The organism is Chryseobacterium soli (genome assembly GCF_000737705.1).
In the GTDB taxonomy this organism is placed as follows: domain Bacteria; phylum Bacteroidota; class Bacteroidia; order Flavobacteriales; family Weeksellaceae; genus Chryseobacterium; species Chryseobacterium soli.
This window is the reverse complement of the sequence record NZ_JPRH01000001.1, coordinates 315,296-332,858: the sequence shown is the minus strand read 5'-3', so window position 1 is coordinate 332,858 and position 17,563 is coordinate 315,296. Positions and strand designations below refer to the sequence as shown.

Below are 17,563 nucleotides of genomic sequence, written 5' to 3'. Positions count from 1 at the left end.
CAGTATCCGTATTCAAGCAAATTCATCCTTTCGAAAAAAAGACGTAAATTTGAAGTGTTCTAAATAAGAGCTTTTTAATTTAAAAATTTAATAAATGTTTGACATCCAACAAATAAGAAGTCAGTTTTCTATATTAGACCAGCAGGTGAACGGGAAACCATTGGTTTACCTGGATAATGCAGCAACCTCTCAAAAACCGAATTCGGTTTTACAAGTTTGGAATCAATATTATACAGAGATCAATGCCAACGTACACCGTGGTATTCATACGCTTAGCCAGTTGGCAACCGAAGAAATGGAGCTTTCAAGAAGGAAGGTTCAACGGTTCATTAATGCAAAGCATGACTTTGAAGTTATTTTTACAAAAGGAACCACAGAAGGATTGAACCTCATCGCTTATATTTTGACCCAGAAGCTTAAAAAAGATGATGAAATTATCATCTCTTACCTGGAGCACCATTCCAATATTGTTCCGTGGCAGATGCTTTGTGACAGAACAGGAGCCAAGCTTAGAGTGATTCCAATTGATGAAAACGGAATCCTTCAACTGGATTTCCTGGATCAGTTTTTAAGCGAAAAAACAAAAATAGTTTCTGTAAATCAGGTTTCCAATGCTTTAGGTATTGTAAACCCTATTGAAGAAATTATTGCCAAAACAAGAAAAAATTCTGATGCCTATATCGTCATTGACGGTGCACAGTCTGCTCCGCATTTTACGATTGATGTGCAAAAGCTGGATTGCGATTTCTTTGTGTTTTCCGGACATAAAATGTACGCTCCGATGGGAACGGGCATTTTATATGGAAAACAGGAGATCTTAGAGGCTTTACCTCCGTTTCATGGGGGAGGAGAAATGATTGCTACCTGTTCATTTGATGGAACAACCTATGCTGGATTACCTTTTAAATATGAAGCCGGAACACCTAATGTAGGCGGAAATATTGCTCTGGGAGCAGCTATAGATTTTATTGGAAAAGTAGGTCAGGATGCTATTCAAAAACATGAAAACGCATTATTGGAATATGCTCAAAGACAGCTTCTGGAAATTGAAAACATCAAGATCTATGGCGAGAAAGCGAACAGGACAGGGGTAGTATCTTTTAATCTGGAGGGAACGGGTATTTCCTCGGATGTTGGAATGATCCTCGATAAAATGGGGATTGCTGTAAGAACAGGCCATCATTGTACACAGCCGATTATGGATTTCTTTAATATTGCAGGTACGGTACGGGCAAGTTTTGCGGTTTATAATACTTTTGAAGAAATTGACAAGCTTGTAGAAGGAGTGAAGAAAGCTCAGCAAATGTTGGGATAAGAATACAGAAAGCAGTTTATTAACTGCTTTCTTAAGTTAATCCTGAGGAATGCAGTAGCATCTTCCTTCAATAATCACTTGAACATATCCAATAGCGCATTCAAGACAGATTTCTCCGCCGGCTACGATGTTCTTCATTTTTTCTTTGTCTAATTTTTTCATATTCAAGGATTTAAAATGTTAATGGTAACATAAAGATAATTAAAATATCACCGGATAATTAATAGATCCTCCAAATTTTTGGGGATTTATTGATTTTAATGACGAAATAGGAGTAGAATATCTGTAAATAATAGACTTTACCAATCTGTGAGATAGGAAATTTTATATTCGATCATCCTGGTTCTTGGAGTAATTTTGCCTGGTCTAAATTTAATTAATTTATGGAATTAATAGAAAAATTGAACTGGAGATTTGCAACGAAAGCAATGAACGGTCAAAAAGTACCACAGGAAAAAGTGGACAAAATATTGGAAGCCGCAAGACTGGCGCCTACATCCAGCGGACTTCAGCCTTTTGAGATCATTGTGATCACCAATCAGGACGTAAAAGAGCAAATTAAGCCTCATGCATGGAATCAGCCGCAAATTGCAGACTGTTCCCATCTTTTGGTTTTTGCTGCCTGGGATAATTATACGGAAGACAGAATCAACAGTATGTTTGATCTTACCAATGAAATCAGAGGTTTTAAAAATGAAGGCTGGGAGAATTACAGACAAATGTTATTAGCTACCTACCCTCAGAGATCTGCTGAAGAGAATTTCATCCATGCGGCAAAACAGGCATACATTTCTTTTAGTGCGGCAATTATTGCAGCTGCGTTTGAAGGAGTAGATTCGACACCAATGGAAGGTTTTTCCCCTGAAGAAGTAGATAAAATTTTAAATTTAAAAGAAAAAGGCTTGAAAAGTGTATTGCTTTTACCGTTAGGGTACAGGAATTCTGAATCCGATTGGCTAGTGAACCTCACTAAAGTAAGAAAGTCTAAAGAAAATTTCATTACAGAAATTAACTAATATATTAAAGACAAATCCCGTTCAGAGATGAACGGGATTTTATATGGTACAACTTAGTTGAGATTAAATAGTCGGTTTCCAATCCACAACAGCTCTAATAAAAGCTTCTGCATTTTCTACCGGGATATTAGGTAAAATTCCATGACCAAGATTGGCAATGTATCTGTCTTTTCCAAAACGGTTGATCATTTCGGTTACCATCTTCTTGATCGTTTCCGGAGTTGAATGAAGCCTTGCAGGGTCAAAATTTCCCTGAAGCGTCATCGTATGATTCGTTAATGTTCTTGCAAGTTCCGGAGTAATAGTCCAGTCCACTCCTAAAGCGGAAACTTTAGACATCGTCATATCTTCCAGCGCAAACCAGCATCCTTTTCCAAATACCACCACATGAGTAAGCGGGCTTAATGCTTCCACAATCTGATTGATGTATTGCCAAGAGAATTCCTGATAATCCTGAGGAGATAACATTCCTCCCCATGAGTCAAAAACCTGAACTGCAGATACCCCTTTCTCTACCTTTCTCTTCAGATAGGCAATCGTAGTATCTGTAATTTTTTGAAGTAACAAATGAGCGGCTTCCGGCTGTTGGAAACAGAATGATTTGGCAATATCAAAAGCTTTACTTCCCTTTCCTTCTATACAGTAGCAGAGAATTGTCCATGGAGATCCGGCAAAACCAATTAAAGGAATTTCGTTATCCAATTTAATTAATGTAAGCTCAATAGCATCAAAAACGTATCCTAAAGTATCATTCACATCAGGAACGACAACATTCTGAACCTGTTCCATTGTTCTGATCGGGTTATCCAGCCATGGGCCCACATTTTCCTTCATTTTAAAATCAATTCCCATTGCCTGCGGAACTACTAAAATATCAGAAAACAGGATCGCGGCATCCAAAGGAAATCTGCGGATGGGCTGTACAGTAATTTCAGATGCCAATTCAGGAGTCTGACATCTTGTAAAGAAGTCATATTTATCCCGAAGTGCAATGAATTCCGGCAGGTATCTTCCAGCCTGTCTCATCATCCATACCGGTGGCCTTTCTACCGTTTCTCCGCGGAGTGCTTTTAAATATAAGTCGTTTTTAATCATAATTTATTTAAACTAATACGGCCGTTCCCGGCACTCATTATTTTTAACAGCCAGCTTTGCAGCTGCTCAAAGTTCTTTTCTTATCAGCCCAAAAATAGAAGTCAGTGTATTTTCTTCCGATGTGAAAATATTTCCTGTGGTGTACTTCCTCAGTTCATTTGAGGTCGTTTCTCCAATGGAAAAAATCTTCATTCCTTCTAAAGAGTTGAGTTTTGCAAAACTACGAACTCCGCTTGGACTAAAAAAAACTGCAGCATGATATTTTTCAGGTAGTGAAGGTTGAATTTCTTCAGTCTTGTAAATGGTGATTTTTTTGTACCGGATATTCTGCAAAGGAAGGTCCTTATCCAATACATCGAGGGCCAGATTGCCGCAGAAGTGTAAAAACTGCTCGTGCTGGCAGTTTCCTATAATAAACCGTGACAATGTTTCGGCATTTTTCAGTACCTTAAATGTTCCGAAACCGTATTTTCTCAGTTCACGTTTTGTTTTCTCCCCGACACAGTAGATTTTATTATAATTTTTTGCAGTAAAATCTTCGTTGGGCTTAAACTGATTTTTAAAAAATGCGCTTACGCCATTGACACTGGTAAAAATAAGGGAATGGCTTTTCAAATCAAAAGCATCTATTTGTATAGGTTCTGTTCTAATTACCTCAATACAGTCAGCCGAAATATCCGATCCTAATTCTTTGGATAATAAATGGGCGTCTATGGTTTTGGTAAATAGAATTTTCATTATGGCTTTTCTTTTAAATGTAAATCGGCAACTAACAGTCTTACTTTTCTCATAAAATCTTTTCCCGGATCATCTTTAACGGTAAAATAGTTCGGGTCAGTCTCTTTCCAAAGTTTAGATCCTCTAAATATACTATATTCTGAATGTCCAATAAGATATTCAATATTGTATTTTTTGGTTAAATATCTAATTAATTGAGCATTTGATGCAGATTGCTTTTCAGTAAGCGGCTGATTTTTACTTCCTATATTTTCAATGCCAATCGCACAGTAATTGAGTCCGATGGTGTGTCTTGCAAATTGATTGGGCTCCATCAGCTGGTAGATGGTGCCGTCCCGGTCTACAATAAATTGGGATGAAACATTTAAAACACTTTGTTTTTTTAGAATATTTCTGGCAGATTCCAGATGGGTTTTATTGAAATATTTATAATTCGTTTCAACCGTTCCGCCGGCAGTGTAATGCAGCACGATCATTTTAGGCGAAATAACAGCTGAATTCTGTATAATATTATAATGATCCTTAAGGTACTCTATACTTAAGCGTACCCTTTCAGGAGAATAATCAATAGGCTTACTGATTATTTTAAATTCGTTGGTCTGAGCTTTTATACAGCATGTCATCAATACCAATAAAGCATACATAAAGTGTTTCATAAAAATAGCTTATTTGGGGTATTGATAATGCCCTGTAACCGTATATTTAAAGAGAACATCTTCCAGCACTTGTCCGGCTCCTATATTGTGTACGATTAAAAATCTCTTTCCGTCTGCTGATTTTTTATTGACAACAATTCCAATATGAGTTAAGTTTCCAGGTAAAATCCAGGTGACAATATCTCCCGGAACATATAATACAGGATTAGCTTCTATGGACTTTTTTTTTCCAAATGTAGAAAAAAAGACGGCGAGATTGGGAACCCTCCGATGGTCAATATTAGTGTCCGGCTTTTTTAAGCCCCATGTTTTAGGATATTTTGAGAAATTTTTCTCCATATCCTCATGGACTTCTTTTTGCAGATCAATGCCTACTTTTCTATACGCTCTGATAATAACATCTGTACAGACTCCTTTATTTGCAGGAACATCTCCATTAGGATAGGGAAGTATAAAATACACAGGATCATACACAATTGTTTTGTCTATAATCCCCAGAGCAGCATCCGATACCCGAAATGCAAATGTATTCTGTGCATTTGCAGTAAACACACAGAATCCGAATACTAATAAAAACAGGGACTTTTTCATTATTTTGTACTTGAATGTAATAAGGTACAAATATGCCTAAAAGTTCTTACAATGAACCTTTAATTTCAGCCATCAGCTCTTTTCCTCCGTTTTCAAGAACGACCCTGGCGAACTTTTCACCAAAGTTCTCAGTTTCGTTGTACTCAAAGTTTTCGTCGGTAGAAATACAGTTTTTACCATCCAAAGAGCAAAGGGCTGCTTTAAAACGGATCTGGTTTTCGATGATCTCTGCAAAAGCTCCGATAGGGGCGGTACATCCGCCTTCCAGTGTGCTCAGGAAGTTTCTTTCGATCTCTACACAGATTTGTGTCTGTTTATGATTGATGGTGCGTAAAATTTCATTGATTTCCTTTTTGTCAGAATGGCCTGCAACCGCAACAACGCCCTGGGAAGGAGCTGGAATCATAAAAGGCATCATCTCATATTCAGTATCCATCTTCATTCTTTTGATTCCCGCCAACGATAAAATAGTGGCATCAAAATCCTGATCTTCCAGTTTCTGAAGGCGTGTCTGGATATTTCCTCGGATGTCTGAAAAAACAGCTTCCGGATAATATTTTAACCAGAAAGCGCGTCTTCTTAAACTGCTTGTTGCAAGTTTCAGTTCATGGAATTCTTTAGTTTTGGCTGCTCCTTTACGGAGCAGGACATCCTGTGGATGATCTCTTTCCAGATAAGCGATCAGCTCAATATTTTCTGGGAGCTTGGTAGGAACATCTTTCAGAGAATGTACTGCAATATCAATTTCATCATTCAGTAGGGCAGTATCAAGGTCTCTTGTGAAGACACCTGTAATTCCTAAAGAATAAAGGGGTTGATTGAGATTTTTATCGCCTGAAGAAACGATAGGAACGATCTCTGTAATATAATTGCTGTTTTGAAGGTGCCTGGCAACCTCTCTTGCCTGCCAAAGTGCAAGTGCGGAATTTCTTGTTCCGATTCTAATGCTTTTCATTGAATTCGTTGTTTGGTTGTTCAACTAATATTTCGTGCATTAATTTACTAATTTCTTCGGCTTTCAAAGGATTATCGATGATATATTTTGCAAAACGGCTGGTGATTTTCTGAATCATTTTTTCAGAAAGCTCCATGTCGTTGATATTGATGTACTTGTTTTTTCGGTAGAAGTTATGCATTTCGTTGCGCTCCATATTTTTTAAAGAAGCTTTGAAATGATGGATATTGGGAGCCAGCTTTCTCTTTTTCTCCCATTCAAGAAAATCTTTCGTCATTTCCTTGATGATCTTTTCTGCCTTTGGGATTTCCTTTTCTCTCTGCTGAATAGTTTGCTGGATCTGTTTAGACAGTTCATCCACATCAATGAGAGTTACATTTTCATTGTCAGTAACATCTTTTTCTACGTTGTGCGGAATAGAAAGGTCGATCACCAGGGTTTCTTTGCCATTCGGAAAATGACTTATATTGATAATAGGCTGTTTTGCACCCGTTGCTACAATAAGAATATCTGTTTTTTTCAGCTCCTCATCAAAATCAGAATAGTCAACATGAGGAATATTATATTTCTGAGAAATCTTCTCTGCTTTTTCCTGGGTTCTGTTGGCGATTTTTATTTTAGGCTGGTACACATGTTTTACCAGATTTTCAACGGTATTCTGTCCGATTTCTCCAACCCCCAAAAGAAGAATGTTTTTCTCGGTTATTCTTTTCTGATTATTTAAAATATAATGAACCGCTGCATAAGATACGGATGCAGCACCATTGGAAATTCCTGTTTCATTTTTAATTCTTTTCGAAATCTGTATTGCAGAATTAATAGCTCTCTCCAGATATGGATTGGAATTTTTCCTTTCTTTTTTAAAACGGCTGTATGCTTTTTTGATCTGCCCGATAATTTCAAAATCTCCGATGATCTGGCTTTCAAGGCCGGCGGCTACTCTGAATAAATGGGTAAGGGCTTCCTCTTTGGTAAGGATATTGGCAAACTGTAGAAAATCAGTGATGTTTACCCCGATTGTTTTGCAGTATTCTTCGGCTACCAGAAGATAATTGGGCGAAGTCGTATAGATCTCCGTCCTGTTGCAGGTAGAAACCACAAAAGCATCCCCTAGATTCTCGTCATGAATTTGGGTGACAAAATTTTTAATATTTTCATCAAAAAACGCAAATTTCCCTCGTGTTTCTCCATCTGCTTTTTCATAGCTTATAGAAAGTACGGCAAAATTTGACGTTTGATGTATGGGGGAATACTGTAACATAAGCGGGGCAAATTTACGTTTTTTTTAATTAAACATTTTCAGATAATGTATATGATAATTATCGTGAAAAACTATAAGAATGGTCTTGAAAACTGGTTTAAGTGGAGTCTGTAAATAATTAAACCAAAACTTAGTAAATATTTTTGAATTTTAATAAAATTTTAACCAAATTATATGCTAATGAAATTTCTTTAGTGGGGTTTAATTTATATCTTTGTAAACTTAAAATCAGAAGAAAAATATGAGTTTATTCGATATGTTTACGCAAGAAATTGCGATAGACCTGGGAACAGCCAATACCCTAATCATCCATAATAATAAAATTGTTATAGATCAGCCGTCAATTGTAGCAATTGAACGTTCTACGGGAAGACCTATTGCTGTTGGTGAACAGGCAAAACATATGCAGGGTAAAACTCACGAAGATATCAAGACCATCCGTCCTTTGAAAGATGGGGTGATTGCAGATTTTCACGCTTCTGAGCACATGATCAAAGAATTTATCAAGAAAATTCCTGGAATAAAAGGAAGATTCATTCAGCCGGCTTTGAGAATCGTGATCTGTATCCCTTCCGGAATTACGGAAGTGGAAAAAAGAGCGGTAAGAGATTCGGCTCAGAAGGTAAACGCAAAAGAAGTAAGGCTGATTTATGAGCCAATGGCTGCTGCAATAGGAGTTGGGATCGATGTACAGAAACCGGAAGGTAATATGATCATCGACATAGGAGGAGGAACTACAGAAATTGCTGTGGTAGCTTTAGGAGGTATTGTATGTGACAAATCTGTGAAAATTGCAGGTGATGTATTTACAAACGATATCGCTTATTTCCTTAGAACGCACCATAACCTTTACATTGGTGAAAGAACTGCTGAAAGAATCAAAATTGAAGTGGGTTCCGCTGTTGAAGACCTGGATGTTGATATTGAAGATATCCCGGTACAAGGTAGAGACCTTATCACAGGGAAGCCAAAAGAAATTATGGTTGGATATAAAGAGATTGCCCGTGCATTAGACAAATCAATTATTAGAATTGAAGATGCCGTAATGGAAACTCTTTCTCTGACTCCTCCGGAATTGGCCGCTGATATCTACAAGACAGGAATCTATCTTGCAGGTGGTGGCGCGCTACTGAGAGGTTTGGCAGACAGACTGCATAAGAAAACAGGACTTCCTGTTTTTGTAGCAGAAGATCCGTTAAGAGCTGTAGTTCGCGGAACAGGAATCGCACTTAAGAATATGGATAAATTCAATTTCTTAATCAAATAATTTTAACTTTTTACGACTTTATATCTGAATGGGATTCTTGCTGAGATTATTTTCGAAGAACGCTCTTTTTGTCTTCTTTATTTTCTTGCAAATTATTGCTCTGGTTTTGATATTCTCCAAAAACGCCATGCAGAAGTCATGGGTAGCCGGTCAGTCAGCTGCATTGAATTCCTGGATTTCAGGATATATTGATGAAGGGGTTTCTTATCTGAAGCTGAAACAGACCAATGAAGATCTGGTTGCTCAGAATAAAGCTTTGATGCTGGAACTTTATGGAAAAGAAGGGGCTAAAAATCCGGTATTCAGAAAAGTTCATGATACGTTGGGAGGCGGACAGATCTATACATTTGTGGACGGTGAAATTGTTTTTAACAGTATCAACCGAAGAAATAACTACTTTACGATCAATCGTGGAAAAAGAGACGGTGTTTTACCTCAAATGGGTGTAATGGCTCCTAAAGGTATTGCCGGGATCGTTATCAATTCTACAGACAGCTATGCCTTAGTTCAGTCTGTTTTAAGCGTTAATAAAATCAGAATTAATGCCGCTCTGAAAAAATCAGGCTACTTTGGAACATTAACCTGGAATGGTGATAATTCCAGAGTGATGCATTTAGCTGATATTCCAAAATATGTTGCCTTAAAAATTGGTGACAGTGTAGTTACAGACGGCAAATCAGCCATTTTTCCGAAAGGGGTAATGATTGGTACAGTCGCAGGATACTCCGTTGATAATAAAACAGGGTTCTGGGATATTTCTGTTGAACTAAGTGAGAAGATGGGAGCCTTAAGCAAGGTATATGTGGTGAAAAACCTTAAAAAAGCCGAAGTACAGAAAATTCAGGATACTTTACAGGCTGTAATAAAAAAAGAAAATGATTAGCAGGACTTTATTTACCGATATATTGATTATGATTTTCCTGGTTGCATTACAAATTTTTGTATTGAACAGGATTACCATTTTCGGGAAATATACTCCGGTACTCTATCCTGTATTTGTCATGTTCTATCCTTTCTTTAGAAATAAATATCAATTTTTAGCTTTAAGTTTTTTAATCGGGCTGTCGGTGGATGCATTTCTCTTTTCATGGGGAATCAACGCATTTGCGACGACACTGATTGCTTATTTCAGAACCTTGATTTTCAGGACATCTACGGATACCTCTACGGATTTCTTCTCTTTCCAGTCCCTTCAATGGGCGCAGTTTTTACTGTTTTTGTTTTCGAGCATCTTTCTGCACCAGCTTTTAGTACAGTATATCGAGTTCTTTAAGTTCAGCAGATTTTTTGAAATATTACTTAATGTATTGGTAACAAGTATAATTTCCTTTATATTTATCGTTATTTATGCATTAATATTTAAAATCAAACAAAAAGTTTGAAAACACTTTGAACACACGTTATTTAAAAATCTTTTCCGTTCTAGTTGTCATCGCCCTCATTTTTGTAGCGAGGCTTTCTTATTTACAGCTGTTTACAGACCGGTACGCCTTGAATGCGGCTAATACTTCAATTAAAATTGAATACGTCATTCCACAACGAGGGGTTATTTTTGACCGAAATGGAAAGATCATGGTGGGAAATCAGCCTGCATATGAAGTTTCATTTACTCAGGCTCTGATGAAACCTGATTTTGATACACTGGCTTTCTGTAGCTTAATGAGACTTACCAAAACGGACTTCATCAACAGGATCAACATCATCAAAAAAGAAAAGTACTATTCTAAGCTTACTCCGATGACTTTCCTTAAAGATCTCAGCAGGGAAGATATTGCCAGGGTTCAGGAAATTATATTTAAATATCCGGCATTCAGTATTGTACAGAGACCTCAGCGCCAATACGAAGTCTCTACTTCCGGAAATCTTCTGGGATATACGAGTGAAGTAAATGATGGAGAAATAAAAAGAGATTCTACCTACTATCTTCCCGGAGACTTTATCGGTAAAAAAGGAGTTGAAAAGTCCTATGAAAAAGAGCTGCGTGGGGTAAAGGGAATGAAATATATTCAAAAGGATATCAGACTCCGAAACATTGGCTCATATAAAAATGGAGCATTGGATAAGGACGTAGTTACCGGTAAAGATATTACGTTAACGATTGATTATGATCTTCAGAGAATGGCTGAGGAAATGCTTGTTAATAAGCACGGGGCTATTGTAGCCATTGATCCTAATAATGGAGATATTCTGACACTTGCTTCAGGACCGGATATTGATCCAAATGTATTTACGGGACCTAATAAATCAAAGAACTTATACGCTTTATCGAAAGATACGCTATACGATAATCAGCCAGCTTTTGACAGATCTGTTCAGGCAGCATATCCTCCGGGCTCAACGTTTAAATTATTAACGGCTTTATCTGCCATGCAGATGGGAGTTATGACTGAAAACACCGTCTTTCCATGTGGTGGTGGATTTAATTATAGAGGCTTAAGAATTAAGGGGCATGGAGGAGCTGTGCCTTTAATTCCATCCATACAGGTTTCGAGTAACTGCTATTTTTCATATGCCTATCTGGCGATTCTTAATAAATATCCAGATAATCCTTCCAAAGGGGTGGACGAATGGAAAGCCATCATGAACAGTTTTGGAGTTGGAGAGTTTCTGAATAATGATCTTGCATCAGGAGTAAAAGGAAGAATTCCAAGTGGAGAATTCTATGAAAAAAGAATGAAGAAGATCAATGGAGGAAAAGAAAAGAAAAACTGGGATCCTTTAGCTACTGGTGCCGTCTTCAATGGAATGGGACAAGGAGATATCATGATTACCCCATTGCAGCTTGCTAATTATGTTGCTGCAATTGCCAACAAAGGCTGGTATTACACTCCTCATATTGTAAAATCTATTGACGGAAAACCTAACCCCGATCCTAGATTTAAAAAGAAACATCAAACATTGGTGGATTCCAAGCATTTTGAACCCGTACTTAAAGGTATGGAGGCTGTAATATTGAATGGAACAGCAAGGAGTCTTAAATCAAATGACTTTACCCAGCTTGCGAAAACAGGTACTGCTCAGGTTCCACAGGGAAAAGATAATTCAATTTTTGTTTTAATTGCACCAGCTGATAAGCCAAAGATTGTGGTGGTTGCTGTGATGGAGCATGCAGGATTCGGAGCAACATGGGCAGGTCCGGCTTGTACCGTGATTGCAGAGAAATATATTACGGGTGATTTGAAGAGAGAAAACCTTTACAAAAAAATGACCTCCGCCAGCTTTATGCCTGAATACAAAAGACAGTGGGTTGCAGATTTAAAGCGTAAAGGATTGTATGTGGATCCCAAACCGGATTCCATCAAGCGTAAGAAAATACAGGACAGTTTGAACTTTATCAAACTTCAGAAAGCAAAGCTTCAGACAAAAATAGACGAGGAAACTAAAAATACTAAAGGCACTAAAACCAGTAAGCAATGAAATGGACAGAAGGAATAGATAAATTAGGTCTTGGCTTATATTTCCTGCTTTGCATTTTTGCCATTGCAAACATTTATAGTGTTGACCAGAAATTAGGAGAAAAGCAGCTTGTGTTTTTCTGTATTTCCCTGGTGGTGGGACTTGTGATTTTTGTTGGAAGAAGCAAGTTTTTCGAAAACATGTCTGGTATTATTTATATTGGCGGAGTCTTATTACTTATCGGGCTTTTTCCTTTTGGTAAGGAGATCCTGGGACAGAAAAACTGGTATAAGTTCGGAAGCTTTACGATGCAGCCGGTAGAATTTGCAAAAATCGGGACAGCGCTGATGGTTGCCAACTATGTTTCCGGGCCGGATTTTAATCTTAAAAACAGAAAATCTTTATTAACCATATTAGCCATTATCGGAATTCCGGGTGTTGTCGTACTGGCGATTCCCGATGTAGGATCACTATTGGTATTTCTTGCATTCTTTATTGCGCTGTATAGAGAAGGGCTGAACGGCTTTTTATTTGGGATAGGATTTGTTTTTGCGGCTGTATTTTTAGTTTCGCTTGCAGTTCCTCCTTTATATGTTGTTATTGTGATTGTTGTGATCGCAGGTGTTTTAATAGCCTTGAATTATCATAGAATGTCCTGGGATGTTATTTCTATTGCCAGTATTTCCGGATCAATTCTGTTGTTGTGCGGCTTAGCTTTTGGTTCTCCCTATATTTTGGAGAAACTTCCAAAACACCAGAGAGAGAGGATTGAGGTACTTTTTAAAGGAGAAAAAGCATTTAGAGATACATCAGGATACAACTTATTATATTCAAAAACTGCTATTGGTTCCGGTGGTCTTTTAGGCAAAGGATATCGTGAAGGATCTGTTACCCAGGGGAAATTTGTTCCGGAACAGGAAACCGACTATATTTTTTGTACGGTAGGGGAAGAATGGGGCTTCTTAGGAAGCGCGATCCTTGTTTTTTGTTATATGGTTTATATCGGCCGGATCTATTATCTCGCAGAAAAGCAGAAATCTACCTTTAACCGGGTATTTGGGTATTGTTTTGCCTCGATCCTGCTCATGCACTTTACGATCAATTTAGGGATGGTTATGGGCCTTTTTCCTACTGTTGGTATTCCGCTGCCTTATTTCAGTTATGGAGGAAGCTCACTGCTTGCCTTTTCTATGATGACTTTTATTTTCTTTAAGCTGAATTATTCTGATAAGAACAGTCTGGTTTAAAACTGGAAAACCTTGTCATATGCAGTTTAATGCAATAATGTCTCGTCAGTAAGCTGGGAAATATTCTTTATTAAATTCATTTAATTTCATTCAAAAATTAAAATCATAAAAATATGATGAAGGAAGCTTATGTTTCAGATCAAAATTTTGAAAATACAGATGGTGTTCAATTTCCATTAGACCGGGGAGAGTATGAAAACTGCACTTTCAGAAACTGCAGTTTTGAGTATGCAGATCTGTCCGGATTTAAGTTTACAGACTGTGATTTTACAGGCTGCAATCTGAGTATGGCAAAATTAGTCAATACTGCTTTCCGGGATGTGATTTTTAAAGAATGTAAAATGTTTGGGCTTCAGTTCAGCGACTGTAATGAGTTTGGCCTTTCCTTTAAATTTGAAAGTTGTTTACTCAATAATTCCATATTTTATAAAACCGTAATTAAAAAGACTCTGTTTAAAAACACGAAGCTCACGGAAGTAGATTTTGAGCAATGTGATCTTTCCGGTTCAGTATTCAGCAGCTGTGATTTTACAGGCGCTGTATTCCAAAATACCAATCTTGAGAAAGCCGATCTCAGAACTTCTTTCCATTATTCCATAGATCCCAATATTAACAGGCTTAAGAAGGCTAAATTTTCACTTTCTGAAGTACATGGTCTTCTGGATAAGCTGGATATTCAGATCGAGAGAAACAGCTAGTTTTAGACAGGATTCAGGACAAAAATAAAAAAGCCATCAAAATTTGATGGCTTCATTATTTAAATCAATTATTTAAAATTAAAAACTTGTCGCTGCTGATGGAGTTGAAGAAGCAAGATTGTTATAAGTGTCTCCGTTTTCGTTAATCACTCTTTTTGCAAATCTGAACTTCGGCCCCCAATAAGAATCGTTAAGTGAAGAAATCATTACTCCTTTCGAAGTAGCGGCGTGAATAAATTTAATCTCGCCATCTTCAGTTACGCTTTCTACGATACCAACGTGAGAAATTCTTCTTCCGTGAGAAAAGAAAATCAAATCTCCTTTCTGAAGGTTTTCTTTCTCGATCTTTTCTCCTTCCTGAGATTGAGAAGCAGCTACTCTAGGTAAGCTAAGACCTGCTGCAGCTCCGAATACAGAAAGAACGAAAGCTGAACAATCAATACCGTTTCTTGTCATTCCCCCGTATCGGTAAGGAGTTCCCAGGTATGTTTCAGCTTCTGTTAAGATATTATCGATGGTTTTATTATGTTTGATCGCTTTGGCAATCTCAGTATTCTTAATGGATTTTTTTGCGTTAGCAATAGATGCTGCCTTTTCTTCAAGAAAAGAATCAATAAGTCTTTGCTTATCCAATTCCATTCTCTTAGTATCAAGAGAGGCTAGTTTGGCATCTGTTTTGTATTCTTTAGCATAAGTTGCTGGTTGTGATGCTACATAGTTCGTAGCGCAAGATTGCATTGAGACAGTAGAGACTAAAGCAACTAAATAAAACAAAACTCTTTTCTTCATATATATTTGATTATCCGTGTTAAAAAGGAACATTTATTTTTCAAAAGCAATACAAAAGTAGAGATTCCAAATAAAAGAGCCCTGATATGATTATTGTCAGGTTCTTATTTTAACACACTTTAACATATAAAGCATGTATGTTAAGGAAAAACAAACCGCAATGTCCCTTTTTTCGTAGGGTTGCGGTTTTTTTTATTAAGATCCTTTAACAAAATAAATTGCTTTTCCTTTATTAATCGATATCTAAGATTTACAACTCCACTTTTCCTGATTGTTAATAAAGCAAAAAAAAACTCCCCGGAAGGCCGGGAAGTTTAACTAATATGGAACTTTACAGATGTTATCTTGTGAATAACATTTCTCTATATTTCGTCATTGGCCAAAGCTCATCATCTACCATCATCTCAAGATCATCAGAAGCTTCTCTGATGGCGTCGAATAATGGTATTACTTTTTCACAGTAGGTTTCTGCCTGCTTTTGGCTGTCGGACGTTGCTTTTGCAGCTTCTCTTGCTTTCATAAGATCCTCAACCCCTAATTTGATTTTAGAGATGTTTCCGGAAATCTGAGTAATTAAACTCATTTGTTCTTTTGCTAAAGTCTTGAATTCTTTTTCTCCGAAGATTTCTTTAAGACCTTTTACGTTTTCAATTAGTCTGTTTTGGTAATTTAAAGCAGAAGGAATAATGTGGTTTCTTGCGATATCACTTAAAACTCTTGCTTCAATATCAATAACGGTAGAGTATTTTTCAAGTTTAATTTCGTTTCTCGCCTCAACTTCTCTGTGAGTGAAAATTCCCATTTCCTCATACAGATCTACAAACTTCTTATCCATTTCCTGCTTAAGCGCTTCCGGAGTGGTTTTTAAGTTGTTCAATCCTCTTTTCTTAGCTTCCTTTGCCCAGTCATCAGAATATCCGTCACCCTCAAACATAATGCTTTTAGACTGCTTGATGTATTCTCTTAAAACGTTGAAAATCGCTTCGTCTTTCTTTAAACCAGTTTCAATTAAAGCATCCACTTCTTTTTTGAAATCGTTTAATTGTTTTGCTGCGATGGTGTTCATTACCGTCATAGACTCTGCACAGTTTGCAGAAGAACCAACAGCTCTAATCTCAAATTTATTTCCGGTAAATGCAAATGGAGATGTTCTGTTTCTGTCAGTATTATCTAAAAGAATTTCAGGGATTTTTCCAACCACATTTAACTTAAGATCTGTTTTTTCGTCCGGAGAAAGTTTTCCTTCTGTAACTTTTTCCAGTTCTTCCAATACTCTGAACAACTGGCTTCCGATAAATACAGAGATAATTGCCGGTGGAGCTTCATTAGCACCTAATCTGTGGTCATTGCTTGCAGATGCGATGCTTGCTCTTAAAAGATCGGCGTATTCATGAACTGCTTTGATGGCATTCACGAAGAACGTTAAGAACTGTAAGTTTTTCTTAGGATTTTTTCCCGGGCTTAATAAGTTTTCTCCCGTGTCAGTTGCTAGAGACCAGTTATTGTGCTTTCCGCTTCCGTTCACTCCTGCGAATGGCTTTTCATGGAATAGAATATGGAAATGGTGTTTGTGGGCAACTCTCGCCATGATGTCCATTAATAAAGAATTATGGTCAACGGCAACGTTTACTTCTTCAAACATTGGGGCAAGCTCAAACTGATTTGGAGCTACCTCGTTATGTCTTGTTGTTACAGGGATTCCCAGTTTCATACATTCGATTTCCAGCTCTTTCATGAAGTTCATTACTCGTGTAGGAATAGAACCGAAATAGTGGTCATCCAATTGCTGTCCTTTTGCAGGAGAATGTCCTAATAAGGTTTTGCCTGTTAAAACAAGATCCGGACGGGATTGGTATAATGCTGAATCTACTAAGAAATATTCTTGCTCCCAACCTAAAGTAGGAGTTACTTTGGTTACGTTTTTGTCAAAATACTGCATTACATTGGTTGCAGCTTCATCTACTGCATTCAAAGCTCTTAAAAGAGGGGCTTTATAATCTAACGTTTCTCCTGTATAAGAAATGAAGATCGAAGGAATACAAAGGGTAGTTCCCATGATGAACGCTGGAGAAGTAGGATCCCAAGCGGTGTATCCTCTTGCTTCGAAAGTGTTTCTGATCCCTCCGTTCGGAAAAGAAGAGGCATCCGGTTCTTGCTGGATCAGCATTCCGCCACTGAATCTTTCGATAGCTCTGCCTCCTTCAATAGGAGTGAAAAAAGAGTCGTGTTTTTCTGCTGTGCTTCCTGTCAACGGCTGGAACCAGTGTGTATAGTGAGTTACTCCTTTGCTCATTGCCCAATCTTTCATAGCAACGGCTACCTGATCTGCAATTAATCGCTGGATTTTTGTTCCTTTCTTGATCGCATCCATGATTGATTGGAATGCTTCTTTTGTTAAATATTCTCTCATTGTGTTTTCAGAGAATACATTTTCACAAAATAGTTCAGATAATTTAGCAGGAATTTCTACTGAATTATCCTTTCTAAAGTCCTTGAATGGTAATGTTTCTAATGCTTTGAATCTTAAAGTTGACATATT

17 protein-coding genes are annotated in these 17,563 nt (G+C 37.4%); 8 read left to right on the top strand and 9 right to left on the bottom strand.

The window, feature by feature from the left end; all coding sequences use genetic code 11:
- Positions 1 to 94 precede the first annotated feature (94 nt).
- Entirely contained in the window at positions 95 to 1,315 is a 1,221-nt protein-coding gene (locus IW15_RS01495) for an aminotransferase class V-fold PLP-dependent enzyme (protein WP_034708741.1), read from the top strand.
- A 36-nt stretch (positions 1,316 to 1,351) separates the two neighbouring features.
- Here IW15_RS01495 and IW15_RS01490 read toward each other — a convergent pair whose 3' ends face one another.
- Positions 1,352 to 1,477, bottom strand: a complete 126-nt coding sequence (locus tag IW15_RS01490) for a hypothetical protein (protein WP_034708739.1) — start codon at positions 1,475 to 1,477, stop codon at positions 1,352 to 1,354.
- A gap of 221 nt (positions 1,478 to 1,698) precedes the next feature.
- Between IW15_RS01490 and IW15_RS01485 the strand changes: the two genes are divergently transcribed.
- Positions 1,699 to 2,331 (top strand): nitroreductase family protein, encoded by a 633-nt coding sequence (locus tag IW15_RS01485; RefSeq protein WP_034708737.1) that lies wholly within the window; start codon positions 1,699 to 1,701, stop codon positions 2,329 to 2,331.
- Between the two features lie 63 nt (positions 2,332 to 2,394).
- On the opposite strand, the gene hemE is transcribed toward IW15_RS01485, so the two are convergent.
- From hemE to hemA, 6 genes are all read right to left on the bottom strand, one after another.
- Complete coding sequence (hemE, locus tag IW15_RS01480; protein ID WP_034708735.1) at positions 2,395 to 3,426, bottom strand: uroporphyrinogen decarboxylase; 1,032 nt, start codon at positions 3,424 to 3,426, stop codon at positions 2,395 to 2,397.
- Between the two features lie 66 nt (positions 3,427 to 3,492).
- Positions 3,493 to 4,164, bottom strand: coding sequence for a uroporphyrinogen-III synthase (locus tag IW15_RS01475; RefSeq protein WP_034708732.1), 672 nt, complete (start codon positions 4,162 to 4,164; stop codon positions 3,493 to 3,495).
- Complete coding sequence (locus IW15_RS01470) at positions 4,164 to 4,820, bottom strand: peptidoglycan recognition protein family protein (protein ID WP_034708730.1); 657 nt, start codon at positions 4,818 to 4,820, stop codon at positions 4,164 to 4,166. The genes IW15_RS01475 and IW15_RS01470 overlap by 1 nt, the downstream gene beginning before the upstream one ends.
- 9 nt (positions 4,821 to 4,829) lie before the next feature.
- Positions 4,830 to 5,411, bottom strand: a complete 582-nt coding sequence (locus IW15_RS01465; RefSeq protein WP_034708728.1) for a DUF1287 domain-containing protein — start codon at positions 5,409 to 5,411, stop codon at positions 4,830 to 4,832.
- A 46-nt stretch (positions 5,412 to 5,457) separates the two neighbouring features.
- Positions 5,458 to 6,366, bottom strand: a complete 909-nt coding sequence (hemC, locus tag IW15_RS01460; RefSeq protein ID WP_034708726.1) for a hydroxymethylbilane synthase — start codon at positions 6,364 to 6,366, stop codon at positions 5,458 to 5,460.
- The gene (gene hemA / locus IW15_RS01455) at positions 6,353 to 7,627 is read right to left on the bottom strand and encodes a glutamyl-tRNA reductase (RefSeq protein WP_034708723.1); all 1,275 of its coding nucleotides are present in this window, start codon (positions 7,625 to 7,627) and stop codon (positions 6,353 to 6,355) included. The genes hemC and hemA overlap by 14 nt, the downstream gene beginning before the upstream one ends.
- 241 nt (positions 7,628 to 7,868) lie before the next feature.
- Between hemA and IW15_RS01450 the strand changes: the two genes are divergently transcribed.
- From IW15_RS01450 to IW15_RS01425, 6 genes are all read left to right on the top strand, one after another.
- Positions 7,869 to 8,894, top strand: a complete 1,026-nt coding sequence (locus IW15_RS01450) for a rod shape-determining protein (protein WP_034708722.1) — start codon at positions 7,869 to 7,871, stop codon at positions 8,892 to 8,894.
- A gap of 28 nt (positions 8,895 to 8,922) precedes the next feature.
- Positions 8,923 to 9,777 (top strand): rod shape-determining protein MreC, encoded by an 855-nt coding sequence (mreC, locus tag IW15_RS01445; RefSeq protein WP_034708720.1) that lies wholly within the window; start codon positions 8,923 to 8,925, stop codon positions 9,775 to 9,777.
- Positions 9,770 to 10,276: a hypothetical protein gene (locus IW15_RS01440; protein WP_034708717.1), complete on the top strand. Its 507-nt coding sequence runs from the start codon at positions 9,770 to 9,772 to the stop codon at positions 10,274 to 10,276. The genes mreC and IW15_RS01440 overlap by 8 nt, the downstream gene beginning before the upstream one ends.
- A 7-nt stretch (positions 10,277 to 10,283) precedes the next feature.
- The gene (locus IW15_RS01435; protein WP_034708714.1) at positions 10,284 to 12,311 is read left to right on the top strand and encodes a peptidoglycan D,D-transpeptidase FtsI family protein; all 2,028 of its coding nucleotides are present in this window, start codon (positions 10,284 to 10,286) and stop codon (positions 12,309 to 12,311) included.
- On the top strand, positions 12,308 to 13,537 hold the full coding sequence (rodA, locus tag IW15_RS01430; RefSeq protein ID WP_034708712.1) for a rod shape-determining protein RodA: 1,230 nt from the start codon (positions 12,308 to 12,310) through the stop codon (positions 13,535 to 13,537). The genes IW15_RS01435 and rodA overlap by 4 nt, the downstream gene beginning before the upstream one ends.
- A gap of 113 nt (positions 13,538 to 13,650) precedes the next feature.
- Positions 13,651 to 14,235, top strand: a complete 585-nt coding sequence (locus IW15_RS01425; RefSeq protein ID WP_228384293.1) for a pentapeptide repeat-containing protein — start codon at positions 13,651 to 13,653, stop codon at positions 14,233 to 14,235.
- Positions 14,236 to 14,313: 78 nt separating this feature from the next.
- Here IW15_RS01425 and IW15_RS01420 read toward each other — a convergent pair whose 3' ends face one another.
- Positions 14,314 to 15,024: a C40 family peptidase gene (locus tag IW15_RS01420; protein ID WP_034709797.1), complete on the bottom strand. Its 711-nt coding sequence runs from the start codon at positions 15,022 to 15,024 to the stop codon at positions 14,314 to 14,316.
- A 340-nt stretch (positions 15,025 to 15,364) separates the two neighbouring features.
- Positions 15,365 to 17,560 (bottom strand): glutamine synthetase III family protein, encoded by a 2,196-nt coding sequence (locus IW15_RS01415; RefSeq protein WP_034708710.1) that lies wholly within the window; start codon positions 17,558 to 17,560, stop codon positions 15,365 to 15,367.
- Positions 17,561 to 17,563: the final 3 nt, after the last annotated feature.